We start from the raw sequence: 14,564 nt of genomic DNA, 5'->3' as shown, positions 1-14,564 counted from the left end.
TGCGGTCCGATCCCGGCCGGGCGGACGACCGCTTGCGTCCCGTGCGGCGCGGGTCCATTGGCGTCGGCGGGCCACTCCTCCCCAACGAGGAGCTCTCATCTGGAAGGATGACGCACGTGACCAACCGACCCGCCACGCGCCCCCGCGTGCCGAATTTCTCCTCCGGCCCCTGCACCAAGCGTCCGGGCTGGAGCCTCGAGGCCCTGGCCGACGCGCCGCTGGGCCGCTCGCACCGCTCGGCCATCGGCAAGGCCAAGCTCAAGGAGGCCATCGACCTCACCCGCAGCGTCCTGCAGGTGCCGGCCGATTACCGGATCGGCATCGTGCCGGCCTCCGACACCGGTGCCGTCGAGATGGCGATGTGGTCGATGCTGGGCCCGAAGACCGTCGAGGTCGTCGCCTGGGAGGCCTTCGGCCTCGAATGGGTCACCGACGCCCTGAAGGAACTGAAGATCGCGCCGCGGGTGCATGTCGGCGATTACGGCGTCCTGCCCGATCTGTCGGCCGTCGACACCCGACGAAACGACGTCATCTTCACCTGGAACGGCACCGCCGCCGGCGTCCGCGTGCCGAACGGCGACTGGATCGCCGCCGACCGCGAGGGCGTCACCATCTGCGACGCGACCTCGGCGGCCTTCGCGATGCCACTGGACTGGGCCAAGCTCGATGTCGTCACCTTCTCCTGGCAGAAGGTCATGGGCGGCGAGGCCGCGCACGGCATGATCGTGCTCTCGCCCCGCGCCGTCGCCCGCATCGAATCGAACGTCCCGGCCTGGCCAGTCCCGAAGGTCTTCCGCCTGGCCAAGGACGGCAAGCTGATCGAGGGCATCTTCAAGGGCGACACCATCAACACGCCCTCGATGCTGGCGGTCGAGGATTACCTCGACACCCTGAAATGGGCCGCGCGCATCGGCGGCCTGCCGGCGCTGCATGCCCGGGCCGACGCCAACGCCCGGGTCATCCACGACTGGGTGGCGCGGACGCCCTGGATCGGCCACCTCGCCGCCGATCCCGGCACCTACAGCAACACCGGGATCTGCCTCGTCCTCACCGACCCGGACATCCTCGCCATGGGCGACGCCGTCGTCGGTGCGGTCGCCAAGGGCATCGCCGACACCCTGGACCGCGAGGGCATCGCCTTCGACATCGGCGCCTACCGGGATGCTCCGGCCGGCCTCAGGATCTGGTGCGGCGGCACGGTCGAGTCCGCGGACCTCGAGGCCCTGACCCCGTGGCTCGACTGGGCCTTCGCGTCTGAGAAGGCGAAGCTCGCCCGGGCCGCCTGACGCCCGCGCGACCTCGACGTCACCCGCGTCGTATACCGTGCGCGCGACGGAGCCGCTGTCCGGCCCCGTCGCGCGTCGGTTTTCCCCCGCCCGAGCCGGACACCGCCATGCCCGCGCCCAAGGTGCTCATCTCCGACGCCCTCTCCGAAGCCGCCGTGCAGCGCCTGCGCGACCGCGGCCTCGACGTCGACTTCCGGCCCGAGCTCGGCCGGGATCGCGACGCCTGCGCCGCCCTGATCGGTACCTATGACGGTCTCGCGATCCGCTCCACCACCAGGGTCACGGCCAAGCTGCTGGCGCAGGCCGACCGTCTGAAGGTGGTCGGTCGCGCCGGAATCGGGGTCGACAACGTCGACGTGGCGGCGGCCAGCGCCCGCGGCGTCATCGTGATGAACACCCCCTTCGGCAACGCGATCACCACCGCCGAGCACGCCATCGCGATGATGTTCGCCCTCGCCCGGCAGATCCCGCAGGCCGACGCCTCGACCCAGGCCGGCCGCTGGGAGAAGGCCCGCTTCATGGGCATGGAGCTGACGGGCAAGACCCTGGGGATCATCGGCTGCGGCAACATCGGCGCCGTCGTCGCCGACCGGGCGATCGGTCTCAAGCTCAAGGTGATCGCCTACGATCCCTACCTCACGCCGGAGCGCGCCGTCGAGATCGGCGTCGAGAAGCGCGAACTCGACGCGCTTCTCACGCGGGCCGACCTGATCAGCCTGCACGTCCCGCTGACCGAGCGGACCCGGAACATCCTCTCGGCCGACGCCCTGGCGCGGACGAAGCCGGGCGTCCGCATCATCAACTGTGCCCGCGGTGGCCTGGTCGACGAGGTCGCACTGCGCGCTGCCCTCGAGTCCGGCCAGGTCGGGGGCGCCGCCTTCGACGTGTTCGCGACCGAGCCGGCTTACGAGAACCCGCTCTTCGGGCATCCGAACGTGGTCTGCACGCCCCATCTCGGCGCCGCGACGAAGGAGGCGCAGGAGAACGTCGCCCTGCAGATCGCGGAGCAGATGGCGGACTACCTCCTGCAGGGCGCCGTCGTAAACGCCGTCAACACGCCGTCGATCTCGGCCGACGAGGCGCCGCGCCTGAGACCCTTCGTGGAGCTGGCCGAGAACCTCGGCTCGTTCCTGGGCCAGCTCACCGACGCGCCGATCCACGGCATCCGGGTGACGTATGAAGGCGCGGTAGCGGCGATGAACACCCGCGCACTCACGGCGGCCGCCGTCACCGGCGTGCTCCGCCCCGTCCTGTCGGGCATCAACATGATCTCCGCCCCGGCGGTGGCGCGCGAGCGCGGCATCCGTGTCGAGGAGGTCACCCGCGCCGGCGGGGCACCCGATTTCGGATCGGTGATCCGCATCACCGTCGAGGCCGAGGACATGCCCCGCGATGCCGCCGGCACGGTCTTCCACGACGGCAAGCCGCGCATGATCGAGATCCGCTCCATTCCGATCGATTCCGCCTTCGCAGAGCACATGCTGTACGTGCGCAATCACGACCAGCCGGGCTTCATCGGACGCTTCGGCAACGTGCTCGGCGCAGCCGGCGTCAACGTGGCGACGTTCGCCCTCGGACGCGATGGGATGGGCGGCAATGCCATCTGTTTCTGCGCCGTCGATGCGCCGGTCTCGAAGGACGTTCTGGCTAGCATCGCCGCGATCCCACAGGTGAAGCGGGTGCGGCCGCTGCGGTTCTGAGAATTTTGCGGTCTCGACAGATCGGGCCGCAAGCTGGCCTCCCGACCGCATTCTGACGTAAACGCCGTCCAACGACGAGGCTTCTCGGCCTCGAAACCGCCAGCATCCGGATCCCCCCATGAAGATCGACGGCAAGCCCTACCGCACCATCTTCCCCGCAGAGGACGGCGCCTCCGTGGCAGTGATCGACCAGACCCGCCTGCCCTTCGCCTTCGAGCTGAAGACGCTGTCCACCCTGGAAGAGGCCGCGGTGGCGATCCGCACCATGGTCGTGCGCGGCGCCCCGCTGATCGGTGTCACGGCCGCCTATGGGCTCGCGCTCGGCCTGCGCGCGGATGCCTCCGAAGCCGGGCTCGACCGGGCCGTGGCGATCCTCGCCGCCACGCGGCCGACCGCGATCAACCTGCGCTGGGCCCTCGACCGTGTCGCCGCCAAGCTTCGCACGGTGCCTGCGGTCGAGCGCGCAGTCTTCGCCTACGCGGAGGCCGGCCGTATCGCCGAGGAGGACGTGGAGAGCTGCCACGCCATCGGCGTCCACGGTGCACAGATCCTGAGCGACCTGCACCGTCAAAAGAATCGCACCATCAACGTGCTGACCCACTGCAACGCCGGCTGGCTCGCGACGGTGGATTGGGGAACGGCCCTGGCACCCATCTACGTGGCGCACGATACCGGCGTGCCGGTCCACGTTTTCGTGGACGAGACTCGCCCTCGGAACCAGGGCGCGGCCCTGACGGCGTTCGAACTCAACGCCCACGGCGTCCCGCACACCGTCATCGCCGACAATGCCGGCGGTCACCTCATGCAGCACGGTGCCGTCGACGTCTGCATCGTCGGCTCGGATCGTACCACGGCCTCGGGTGACGTCTGCAACAAGATCGGCACCTACCTGAAGGCGCTGGCCGCCAGCGACAACCGGGTGCCGTTCTACGCCGCCCTGCCCTTCTCGACGATCGATTGGACCCTGGACGACGGCGTGCGCGAGATCCCCATCGAGGAGCGCGACGGACGCGAGGTCACGCATCTCACCGGGCGTCTGGCCGATGGCGGCTTCGCCACCGTCGAAGTCGTCTCGCCGGGAAGCCCTGTGGCGAACCCCGCCTTCGACGTGACGCCGGCACGCCTCGTCACCGGTCTCATCACGGAGCGCGGCGTCGCCGCGGCCGATGCCGAGGGGCTTCTCGGCCTTTACCCGGAACGGCGCAAGGCCGCCTGACCCCTCAGGCGTCGGATGCCCATTGCCAGAACACAGAGCCAGTGAAGGCGAAGACTTTCTCGCCGCGCTGGTTTACGCCAGTGTTCTGGTGGGAGGCGAGGCCCCAGCCGGGGCGCGACGCGGTCTCGCGCTTGTCGATCAGGGTACAGCTGTATCGGATCGTGTCGCCGGCATAGACCGGCGCCAGCCAGCGCATGTCGCGAAAGCCCGGTGAGGGACCGAGTTGCGGGACCGGACCGGTCTTCGCCGTATGGGCGATGTCGCGGCCGCGGGTGATGTGGAGCCGTTTCATCCAAGCGGCAGCGGTATGCCAACCGGAGGCGCAGAGCGCGCCGAAATGGGTGTGCTGGGCGGCCTCCGGGTCGAGGTGGAACGCCTGCGGGTCGTAGGCTTGCGCGAAGGCCATGACCGCCTCCGGCGTGAAGTGGTGGCCGCCGAGATCCCGCACGGCACCGATGGGTGTCGCTTCGAGGAAGTGGAGCTGTTCGGCATCGTCGGGCTCTGCGGACGGCACGGCGTCCGCAGGCGATACGGCCCGCGGCGGCAAGGAGGCCACGCCGCGCCGCGGAAACATCACCGTGAAGATCTGTGTCATCACGCGCTCGCCATCCCCGTTCAGGACGGTCATCGCGAAACCGACGAAGCCGCGGTCCGGCTTCGAGTTCGAGGCCCGGCAGGTGTCGACCCGGACCGAGATGCTCAGGCGATCGCCCGGCAGCACCGGCCGGAGCCAGCGCAGCTCGTTGATCCCGGGCGAGCCCATCGAGGTAGCGCCGCGGAAGACATGCTTCTGCAGGAGACGCATCCCGAAGCCGGCGGTCTGCCAGCCGGAGCCGATCAGCTGACCGACGAAGGTTTCCTTGGCGGCCTCCGGGTCGAGGTGGAACGGTTGCGGGTCGAATTCCTGAGCGAAGGCAATGATCTCGGCTTCTGTCACCGTCAGCGGACCACCCTCGATCACCGTACCGGGCGTGAAGTCCTCGAAGGTGATGCCGTTCATGCGGATCCTTTCAGGCGCTGGAACTCGACGGGCCGAGGGACGGCTCGCCGATGCGGGAGCGAGGCCGCCCTCGCCCGTGTCAGATCAGTTGGCGAAGCGGAAATGCAGCACGTCGCCGTCCTGCACCACGTATTCCTTGCCTTCGAGGCGGAACTTGCCGGCCTCCTTGGCGCCGGCTTCACCCTTCAGGCTCGTATAATCGTGGAAGGCGATGGTCTCGGCGCGGATGAACCCCTTCTCGAAGTCCGTATGGATCACGCCGGCGGCGGCGGGAGCCCGGGTGCCTTTTTCGATGGTCCAGGCGCGCGCTTCCTTGGGCCCCACCGTGAAGTAGGTGATGAGGCCGAGAAGCTCGTAGCCGGCGCGGATGACACGATTCAGGCCGGGCTCGGCGAGACCGACAGCCTCCAGGAAATCGCCCTGGTCGCCGAGCGGCATCACGGCGATCTCGCTCTCGATCTTGGCGGAGACAACGACCGCCTTGGCGTCTTCCGCCTTGGCGCGGGCCATCACGGCATCCGAGTAGGCGTTGCCCTTGTCGGCATCGCCTTCATCGACGTTGCAGACGTAGAGGACGGGTTTCGCCGTCATTAAGCCGAGGCTCTGGAACAGGTGCTCCTCCTCGGGCTTACGCTGCAAGAGGCGCGCGGGCTTGCCTTCGCGCAGCAGCGGCAGGGCACGCTGGACGAGATCGAGGGTCTCCTTGGCCTCCTTGTCGGCGCCCTTGGCCTTCTTCTCGAGGGCGATGACGCGCTTCTCGAGGCTGTCGAGGTCGGCGAGCATCAGCTCGGTCTCGATCGTCTCGATGTCGGCCGCTGGGTCGACCTTGCCCTCGACATGCGTCACGTCGCCGTCGGTGAAGCAGCGGACCACATGCGCGATGGCGTCGACCTCGCGGATGTTGGCGAGGAACTGGTTCCCCAGGCCTTCGCCCTTCGAGGCGCCGCGCACGAGGCCGGCGATATCCACGAACGTGAGCCGGGTCGGAATGATTTCCTTCGAGGCTGCGATCCTGGCGAGATCGTCGAGACGCGGATCCGGCACCGCCACCTCGCCGACATTCGGCTCGATCGTGCAGAAGGGATAGTTCGCCGCCTGCGCCGCCGCCGTCTGCGTCAGCGCATTGAAAAGGGTCGACTTGCCGACGTTCGGCAGGCCGACGATGCCGCATTTGAAGCCCATGGGTCACCTGTCCGTTCGCGGGTCCGCTGAAAAGCTGCCCGCGTGAAATCCGATGTCACCGCTGCGGTCAATCGCGCGCGTTGACCTGTTTGACGTCGTCCCAGCCGCGCCCCGCCATGGCGAGGTGGACCTTGTTCTGAAAGCTCGCATCCTCGCCACCGGCCAGCAGGGGCGCATGGTCGGCGATGGCCCGGCAGAGGTCGTCGACCCAAGCCTCCTCCGCCTTGCCGAAGTTGTTCAGCACGTAGGCGTGCACCAGAGCCTTGTCCCCTGGATGTCCGATACCGAGGCGGACCCGGCGGTAATCGTTGCCGCATTGCGCCGTGATCGAGCGCAGCCCATTGTGGCCGGCATTGCCCCCCCCCGTCTTCACCCGCAGCTTGGCCGGGGCGAGATCCAGTTCGTCGTGCAAGACGATGACGTCGGAGAGGGCGATCTTGTAGAAGCGCTGCGCTTCCTGCACGGCACGCCCGGATTCGTTCATGAAGGTCTGCGGCTTCAGCAGGATCGCCCGCTCGGACCCGAGGGCCACTTCGGCGATCTCCCCCTGGAACTTTTGGCGCCACGGTCCGGCGCGGTGCACGCGCGCGATCTCGTCCACGGCGAGGAAGCCGATATTGTGGCGGTTCCTGGCGTAGCGTGGGCCGGGATTACCGAGGCCGACGATCAGGCGCATTGCGCGAATCGATCCAGACAAGTTTTCGCATCGGAACGCCGCGGGCGTCCCCGGAAACGGAGATGCCCCGGCCTGATGGCCGGGGCACCCGCAAGGATGGGGTGAGACAGGGCTTGCGCCCCAGGCTCAATCCTCCTTCTTCTCGTCCTCGCCGGCCTCCTCGGTGGCCTCTTCTTCGGCCTTCTCCTCGGCGGCCTCGGCGGACTGCGCCTCGGCGATCGCGGCCTCTTCGGCCTCGACCTCGGCGCCAAGCACGGTCGGCGGCACGATGTTAGCGACGGTGGCGTCGGGCTCACCGGTGAAGGTGGCGCCGGACGGCAGCTTCACGTCGGTGATGTGGATGGCATCGCCGATATCACGGCCGGTTAGATCGATCTCGATGGCATCCGGGATCGCGTCGGGCGCAACCTCGAGCGCAAGCGTGTGAAGCACGACGTTGAGCGTGCCGCCCTTCTGCTTGATGCCGGGGGCCGCGTCCTCGTTCAGGAAGTGGACCGGGACCTCGACCGTGATCGACTGGCCGGCAACGACGCGCAAAAAATCGACGTGGATCGGCACGCCGGACACCGGATCCAAGTGGAAGTCGCGCGGGATTGCGCGAGTCTTCTTGCCGCCCGCATTGATCTCGAACAGGGTGGTCTTGAAGCCACCAGCGTAGATCAGCGTGCGGACGCGGACCAGGTCGACGGCGATGGACTGCGGAGCCTGACCGCCACCATAGATGACGGCGGGAACTTGACCCTGGCGACGAACGGCCCGGGCGGCCCCCTTGCCGACCCGGTCGCGTGCCACGGCCTCAAGCGTCTTGACTGCGCTCATGGCGTGATCCTTTTGAAAATGAAAATCTCGGGAAAACGCGAAAGGCCGCCCGAAACGGACGGCCATGCCCCGATCCCCGAAGCGCCCGTGCCTCCAAGGGTGTCTGGCGGGCGCTGGCGCGGCCTATACCCGCAAGTAACGCGCGGCGCAACCGAGGCGTCGTCCGGACGCGGTCATTTGGTCGCGAGCCGATCGCCCCAAGGCGATCCATCCGACCCGGATCCGCATCGTGGATCGAAGCCTGGCTGACGATATGTCGGCGTGCAGCTAGGCGAGCCCGGCCGGAGACACGAGCGCGCTATCTTACTAATCGAATCTATAGAGCGGATAATTTGAGAGATCTTTCGCTTTCGGCCACGAGGCATTAACGAAAACGCTCCAATGGGAAACGTCCCACTGGAGCGCGGATCGGAGAGATACTGCCCTGACGCACGGGGCGGTCGTCTTAACGAACGGACACGTCAGCGGTCTCGGCAATGACCCGCCGGGTGGCAGGCACGCGTGGGGTCAGGGAAGGCGTCGTCGTCAACTCGGAAGTGGGACGCACGGTGGCCGTTGCGCGGGCCTGCTCGCGATACAGCGGCGGCATAAGGAATGTACGGTCGTCCGCCATCGCAGTATTGGCAAGGCTGGCCGTTGCGAGGGTCGCGAGAATCAAGATACGGCTGGTCATGACAGGTGTCCTTCTTTTCACCGGAGGTCCATGCCTCATCCGGTGATCGCAATGTATTTGCACCGCACCATCATTCAAACAGATGATTTCAATAATTAATATCGATGAAATCAATGAGAGGGTAATGCGTATGGCTGGCCGCGTCCCCTTCAGTCGGCGCCACCGGCATCAAGCCGTGCACCCGAGCCTTTGAGGGGTGTGGTTCGCTTGACCGCAGACGGAGCCAGCAGGCTTGCTCACGGTGACAATCCCGCCCGGGGAGAACGATAGTACTTGGGCACCCGTCGTGCGGGCAGCGACGCGCTCCGTCGCGGGGAAGGTCTCGGCCGCGCCCCGATTCCACGTTTCGAAGGTTTGGCTCCAGGCTTCATCGGTGTGCAGTTCGGCAGCATCAGCCCAAGCGACGCGTTCACCCCAATTAAGCCCCGCTATCGCCGCGACGGTAGAGTAGGCGTGTTTGAACTTCGCGGCCCAGCAGGCGGCCCGCGCCGAGCAACTTGCCAACGTTGGGTAGGACACCTTTCTATCCGAGGTTGCCGACCTCCAGGGTCAGCAATTGCGGTGCCGCAGCGCGATCTCATCAATCGATCCCGTCAGCGACTCTGAAACCATAAGCCTTGGTCACAGCGAATCACGAGAAGATTCCCGCCCCAAACCGACGGCTCGTTCACCCTGGCGGATCTATTCTTCCGCATCGAGGAAGGAATGGATGCTATGACACGACCGATCGTATGGGCGCTCGGAGTGACGGCAGCCGCCGCAATGTGGGCCGTCGGGCTAGCAGAGCGATTCCAACGTCCGCTGGCCCCGGAGACTGCCATCATTGCCACGCCGCTGGGCGAGCGCGCCATGGGCGCATCGGTGCGAGGCGGCCCGAGCACCCTGACGCTCTTCTCCGATGCGCAAGGACACTTCTCGACCGATGCGGTGATCGACGGGAAGCGTCTACGCATGTTGGTCGATACCGGTGCAACAGCCTGCGCCTTCACTTACGAGGATGCAGAGCGCGCGGGCTTGCGGGTCGGCGAACACGAATTCCGCGTACCGGTCCAGACTGCCAACGGTACCATCCTGGCGGCGCCGGTGCGTATTCCTGAAATACGGATCGGCACCATCACCGTTCAAGGGGTCAACGGCATGGTCATGCCTCGCGGGCGCCTGTCCACCAGCCTCCTCGGCATGTCCTTTCTGAAGCGCTTGAACGAGTTCAGTATGAATGGAGGCCGCCTCACCCTGCGGGGGTGACCCTGTCGACGTCCTATCGGGTCCAAGGTGTCAACGATCAGGCCCCGCCCGTGGGCCCAGTCATCGGCACCTGAGACCATCCGAGACGTCCTCAATGGCCCTGGCTGACCACAGCTTTGAGCCTGTACAGGGCCTCCAGGGCCTCGCGTGGCGTTAGCGCGTCCGGATCGATGGCTTCGAGAGCGAGGCGCAGGGTGTCGTCGGGCGCTTCGGAGACCGGCTCCGGCATCGGCGGCGGCGCCAGATTGGCAAAGAGCGGCAAGTCGTCGATGCGGGGCCTTGAGGGTCGGTCGCGCTCGGCTTTCTCGAGATGCTTCAGGATCGAACCCGCGCGGGCGATCACGCCGGCCGGAAGGCCTGCCAGCCGTGCCACCTGCAACCCGTAGGAGCGCTCGGCCACGCCCGGCACCACTTCATGCAGGAAGACGACTTCGCCCTTGTGCTCGGCCACCCGGAGAGTCGCGTTGTCGAGGTGGGAAAGGCGCTGTCCAAGGGCGGTAAGCTCGTGGAAGTGGGTCGCGAACAGGGCGCGGCCGCCATTCTGCTCGTGCAGGTGCTCAAGGCAGGCCCAGGCGATGGAGAGGCCATCGAAGGTCGCGGTGCCGCGACCGATCTCGTCCAAGATCACGAGGGAGCGACGGGTCGCCTGATTCAGGATCGCAGCGGTCTCGACCATCTCGACCATGAAGGTCGATTGCCCTCGGGCGAGGTCGTCAGCGGCACCAACGCGGGAGAACAGCCGATCGACGACGCCGAGGCGAACGCGCGCCGCCGGCACGAACGCGCCGATCTGCGCCAGGACGGCAATCAGCGCGTTCTGACGCAGGAAAGTCGACTTGCCGCCCATATTGGGACCCGTCACCAGGCGGATGCGCCCGCGCCCCTCCCCCGACAGATCGCAATCGTTGGCGATGAAGGGAGCCCCGGAGCGGTGGAGCGCCGCCTCCACCACGGGATGGCGTCCTCCTTCCACCACGAAGGCGTAGCTTTCATCGACAAGAGGGCGGCGCCAGTCGCGCTCGACCGCGAGTTCGGCGTGCGACGCGGCCACATCGAGCCGCGCGAGGGCCTCGGCCACTTCAGCAATAGCGGTTGCCTGCGTCAGGACTCGTCCGGCGAGGGCATCGAACACGGCGTTCTCCAAGGCCAGGGCCCGGTCGGATGCACCCGAGATCCGGCTTTCGAGCTGGCCGAGTTCGATACTGGTGAAGCGCATCGCATCGACCATGGTCTGGCGATGGATGAAGGTCTCGCGCATCACACCTTTGAGGCAGGCCTCGCCCACCCCCTGCGGCACCTCGATGTAGTAGCCGAGCATGTTGTTGTGTTTGATCCGAAGGGTACGACAGCCAGTCTCCTCGGCGTAACGCGCCTGCAGGGCAGCGATGACCTTTCGTGAATCCTGGCCGAGCAGTCGGCTTTCGTCGATCTCCGAATCGTAGCCGGGGCGTACGAACCCCCCATCTTGACGCTTCAGGGGGAGGTCGTCGGCCAGCGCCGCACGAAGTTCCGACACCAGGGCGCGGTCCACGGCAGCAAGGCAGGTCGCGACCGCCAAGAGATCCTCCGGCAGGCGCACAAGGCTCCCACATCGATCGGCGAGATCCTGCGCCGCGTCGAGACCATCACGGAGAGCCGCGAGGTCACGTGGGCCGCCCCGTCCTAAGGCAAGACGCGAGAGGGCTCGGGCGAGATCCGGCGCTCTTGCGAGGCTGTCGCGGAAGGCGGCGCGGGTAGGCGCATCATCGACCAGGAACTCCACAGCTGCGTGGCGGTGCCGGATCGCCTCGAGATCAGTCAGGGGGCCGGCGAGGTGCTCCGCAAGGAGGCGGGCCCCACCCGCGGAGACAGTCCGGTCGATGGCGTCCAGCAGGCTTCCCTTACGCTCACCGGATAGGGTTCGGGTCAGTTCGAGATTGGCACGGGTGGATGCATCGATGGAAAGGGTCGCGGCGGAACTCTCTCGAGTCGGCGGTGACAGGGTCGGACGCGCACCGACCTGTGTACGCTCGATGTAAAGCAGTGCCGCCCCTGCGGCGGCGATCTCGGCCCGCCCGAACTGGCCGAAGCCCTCCAGAGTCGAAACCCCGAATTGCGCCTTGAGCCGCCGTTCTGCCGCGGAGAGTTCGAGTTCAGCCTGGGCCAACGGCGTTACGGGGGCCGAGCATTCGCGCCACAACCGGGCGAGCGCCGGATCGGCGTGAATGGTTTCCGACAGCACGATCTCGCGCGGATCGTGCCGGGCGATCGCGGAGTCGAGTTCGCCGGACGGCACCTCGCTCAGGGAGAAGCGCCCCGTCGAGATGTCCACGGCTGCAAGACCATAGACGGAGGCCGTTTCCCCCGCCTTACGACGGGCGATCGCGAGCAGGATATTCGCACGAGCCGGATCGAGGAGGTGATCTTCGGTGATGGTCCCGGGCGTGACAAGTCGGACCACTTCGCGCCGGACGACGGATTTTGGACCCCGCTTCTTCGCTTCGGCTGGATCTTCCGTCTGCGCACAGACCGCAACACGATGGCCGAGCGCGATGAGGCGGCTGAGGTAGTCGTCGGCGCGATCCACCGGCACGCCGCACATGGGGATGTCGGTCCCGCCGTGCTTCCCCCGTTTGGTGAGCACGATCCCCAAGGCGCGGGATGCGATTTCCGCATCCTCGAAGAACAGTTCGTAGAAATCGCCCATCCGATAAAACAGAAGGCAATCGGTGTTAGCGGCCTTGATCTCGATATACTGCGCCATCATCGGGGTGGCGCCAGCCGTCTCGAGGACGGCCGTACTGGTCGCGTAATCCGAGGGAGCGGAACCGGACTTGGCAACGGAGCGGGCGATGCGCTGTGACATGGGCTCAGCATAGCAGAGCGGCCGTCGGAGAATCAGCGCGAGGATGCGTCTCGCCTGGGGAGAAGCAAAAAAGCGCCAGCGCTGGGGAATGTGAAAAGGGCCGACGTGCTCTGCACGTCGGCCCTACGATCAACCGGACTGCTGTGACCGACGCCGATGATCAGTAGCGCGGGCCGCCTGAGGTGTTGCCCTTCTGCTGCTGATAGCCGGGCTGCGACGGATTGCGGGAATTCGGATCGCTCATCATCCGCGATCGCGGCATGCGGTGCATGCGGCGGTGATGACGGTGATAGCGCATGCCGCGGTGGTGACGGCGATAAGCGACCTGGTCGACCACTTGATCACCGGCGACGGCAAGGGCAGGCGTTGGCATCACGGGAGCGGCCGACGCAGACGTCAGTCCGATGGCGCCGAGCAGAGTGCTGGCGGCCAGAGCGATCGCAAGTTTCGTCATGAGTTCCATCTTCCGTCGACGCGCCCGTTGCGCATCCAGCGAACAAGTCCTTCCAAGTGAATCCGTTCCCATTCGTGGGCATCGAAGATGCCACTCTTTGCGAAGATTTGTTGGGATGAAAGAGACAATGGAAGCCCGCGTGCGGGGCAGCTCAGCGAGCAGTCTTCAGATGCATTGCTCTTCGACGGCAGATTCGGACGGGTTCATGGAAAAGAACGCTGTCCGGGACCCACCGGCGATTGGCGCCTTCATTGCGCGCGTGCCGGTGCTGCGTGATGCCGACTGGCTGTTGAAGCAACGCCACCGTCGACGTTTCGCCGATCCCCCCGCTTGAACGTTCAGCTGGAGAATTGGGCTTGTTTCAGGAGTAGGCGATGTCCTGGACCGTCCATTGGAGCGAATCGGTCAAAGCAGGCTTATCCGAGGAGGATGTTGTGTCGCATGTCTATCTCGCCATACGAGGCGAAGAGGAGGCGTTACGCGTCGCGTGCGAATTCTTGAATCAAGGGTTGATCGTCTGGTCGATCCGGCGGGATCATGGAATCCTGGAGATGGACCGACATCGCATCTTTCATCACTTCAATCCGCTCACCTCGTAGGTCGCCAGATCGGATCTCTGGATCTTCGCTCTGTCCTACCCCCGGGACGGGCCGGCACGCTCGTTGGATGAAGCGAGGGATCGGTATCGGGCGAGCACGAAGATTGATCGCGCTAGACTACGGGCAGAGGAAGTGAGCTTCAGAAGGCGTTGGTGCGGCGGGTGATTTCGGCCAGGACGGTGCGCAGGAGGATCTGGATGTCGAGGCGCAGGCTCTGGTTCTCGATGTACCAGAGGNGACGCTCTTCCGATCTGTGCGGCTCTGTTCAGAAGGCGTTGGTGCGGCGGGTGATTTCGGCCAGGACGGTGCGCAGGAGGATCTGGATGTCGAGGCGCAGGCTCTGGTTCTCGATGTACCAGAGGTCGAGGGCGGCGCGGCGCTGCATGTCGGCCAGGGTGGGGGTGGGCCCGCGCGAACCGTTGATCTGGGCCCAGCCGGTAATGCCGGGCTTGACGGCGAAGCGGTGGCGGTAGGTCGGGATCTCGGCGCCGTAGTAGAGGTCGTGGGCCAGGGCATGGGGGCGCGGGCCGACCAGGGCCATGTCGCCCTGCAGCACGTTGAGGAGCTGGGGCAACTCGTCGATGCTGGTCCGGCGCAGCAGGGCGCCGACGCGGGTCACCCGGGCGTCGCCCCGGGTGGCCTGGTGCACGACCGCCCCGTCATCCAGCACGCGCATGGTGCGGAACTTGTAGATCTGGAACGGGTGCCCGTCCTTGCCGGTGCGGGTCTGGCGGAACAGGACCGGGCCCTTGCTGTCGAGGCGCACCAGGAGGGCGACCAGGACCAGGAGCGGGGCGACCAGGAACAGGGCCAGGGCGGCCAGGGTCTGGTCCAGGGCGGGGCGGAGGGCCGCCAGGCTGGGACGGGCA

14 protein-coding genes are annotated in these 14,564 nt (G+C 66.6%); 6 read left to right on the top strand and 8 right to left on the bottom strand.

The window, feature by feature from the left end; all coding sequences use genetic code 11:
• Positions 1-107: 107 nt before the first annotated feature.
• From ASG63_RS00065 to mtnA, 3 genes are all read left to right on the top strand, one after another.
• On the top strand, positions 108-1,286 hold the full coding sequence (locus tag ASG63_RS00065; protein WP_056210855.1) for a phosphoserine transaminase: 1,179 nt from the start codon (positions 108-110) through the stop codon (positions 1,284-1,286).
• A 107-nt stretch (positions 1,287-1,393) separates the two neighbouring features.
• Positions 1,394-2,986: a phosphoglycerate dehydrogenase gene (gene serA, locus ASG63_RS00060; RefSeq protein WP_056210852.1), complete on the top strand. Its 1,593-nt coding sequence runs from the start codon at positions 1,394-1,396 to the stop codon at positions 2,984-2,986.
• Positions 2,987-3,104: 118 nt separating this feature from the next.
• Positions 3,105-4,202, top strand: coding sequence for an S-methyl-5-thioribose-1-phosphate isomerase (gene mtnA / locus ASG63_RS00055; protein WP_056210850.1), 1,098 nt, complete (start codon positions 3,105-3,107; stop codon positions 4,200-4,202).
• Between the two features lie 4 nt (positions 4,203-4,206).
• Here mtnA and ASG63_RS00050 read toward each other — a convergent pair whose 3' ends face one another.
• From ASG63_RS00050 to ASG63_RS00030, 5 genes are all read right to left on the bottom strand, one after another.
• Positions 4,207-5,202: a MaoC family dehydratase gene (locus ASG63_RS00050; protein WP_056210843.1), complete on the bottom strand. Its 996-nt coding sequence runs from the start codon at positions 5,200-5,202 to the stop codon at positions 4,207-4,209.
• 84 nt (positions 5,203-5,286) lie between these two features.
• Positions 5,287-6,384: a redox-regulated ATPase YchF gene (ychF, locus tag ASG63_RS00045; RefSeq protein ID WP_056210841.1), complete on the bottom strand. Its 1,098-nt coding sequence runs from the start codon at positions 6,382-6,384 to the stop codon at positions 5,287-5,289.
• Between the two features lie 67 nt (positions 6,385-6,451).
• Positions 6,452-7,060: an aminoacyl-tRNA hydrolase gene (gene pth, locus ASG63_RS00040; protein ID WP_056210839.1), complete on the bottom strand. Its 609-nt coding sequence runs from the start codon at positions 7,058-7,060 to the stop codon at positions 6,452-6,454.
• Positions 7,061-7,186: 126 nt separating this feature from the next.
• Positions 7,187-7,879, bottom strand: a complete 693-nt coding sequence (locus ASG63_RS00035) for a 50S ribosomal protein L25/general stress protein Ctc (RefSeq protein WP_056210838.1) — start codon at positions 7,877-7,879, stop codon at positions 7,187-7,189.
• Positions 7,880-8,324: 445 nt separating this feature from the next.
• Positions 8,325-8,552: a hypothetical protein gene (locus tag ASG63_RS00030; RefSeq protein WP_056210837.1), complete on the bottom strand. Its 228-nt coding sequence runs from the start codon at positions 8,550-8,552 to the stop codon at positions 8,325-8,327.
• A 714-nt stretch (positions 8,553-9,266) separates the two neighbouring features.
• Here ASG63_RS00030 and ASG63_RS00025 point away from each other — a divergent pair.
• Positions 9,267-9,797 carry a retropepsin-like aspartic protease family protein gene (locus tag ASG63_RS00025; protein WP_056211415.1) on the top strand — a complete coding sequence of 177 codons (531 nt, stop codon included), beginning with the start codon at positions 9,267-9,269 and terminating at the stop codon, positions 9,795-9,797.
• Between the two features lie 91 nt (positions 9,798-9,888).
• Here the strand turns inward: ASG63_RS00025 and mutS are convergent, their stop codons facing one another.
• Positions 9,889-12,543: a DNA mismatch repair protein MutS gene (gene mutS, locus ASG63_RS00020; protein WP_244479552.1), complete on the bottom strand. Its 2,655-nt coding sequence runs from the start codon at positions 12,541-12,543 to the stop codon at positions 9,889-9,891.
• A 259-nt stretch (positions 12,544-12,802) separates the two neighbouring features.
• On the bottom strand, positions 12,803-13,105 hold the full coding sequence (locus ASG63_RS00015) for a hypothetical protein (RefSeq protein WP_338011801.1): 303 nt from the start codon (positions 13,103-13,105) through the stop codon (positions 12,803-12,805).
• A 196-nt stretch (positions 13,106-13,301) separates the two neighbouring features.
• On the opposite strand from ASG63_RS00015, the gene ASG63_RS26725 reads away from it, so the two are divergent.
• Entirely contained in the window at positions 13,302-13,430 is a 129-nt protein-coding gene (locus ASG63_RS26725; protein ID WP_274534703.1) for a hypothetical protein, read from the top strand.
• Between the two features lie 40 nt (positions 13,431-13,470).
• A complete protein-coding gene (locus tag ASG63_RS00010) occupies positions 13,471-13,695 on the top strand; it encodes a hypothetical protein (protein ID WP_056210836.1) in 225 nt (74 codons plus the stop codon).
• Positions 13,696-13,960: 265 nt separating this feature from the next.
• Here the strand turns inward: ASG63_RS00010 and ASG63_RS00005 are convergent.
• Positions 13,961-14,564: exopolysaccharide biosynthesis polyprenyl glycosylphosphotransferase (locus tag ASG63_RS00005; protein ID WP_244479773.1), on the bottom strand; the 604-nt coding region annotated here is incomplete at its 5' end.

Origin of the sequence: Methylobacterium sp. Leaf94 (genome assembly GCF_001426045.1) — a bacterium.
GTDB lineage: Bacteria > Pseudomonadota > Alphaproteobacteria > Rhizobiales > Beijerinckiaceae > Methylobacterium.
Note: the sequence above shows the minus strand (reverse complement) of the source record. Positions and strands in the feature narration are given on the sequence as shown.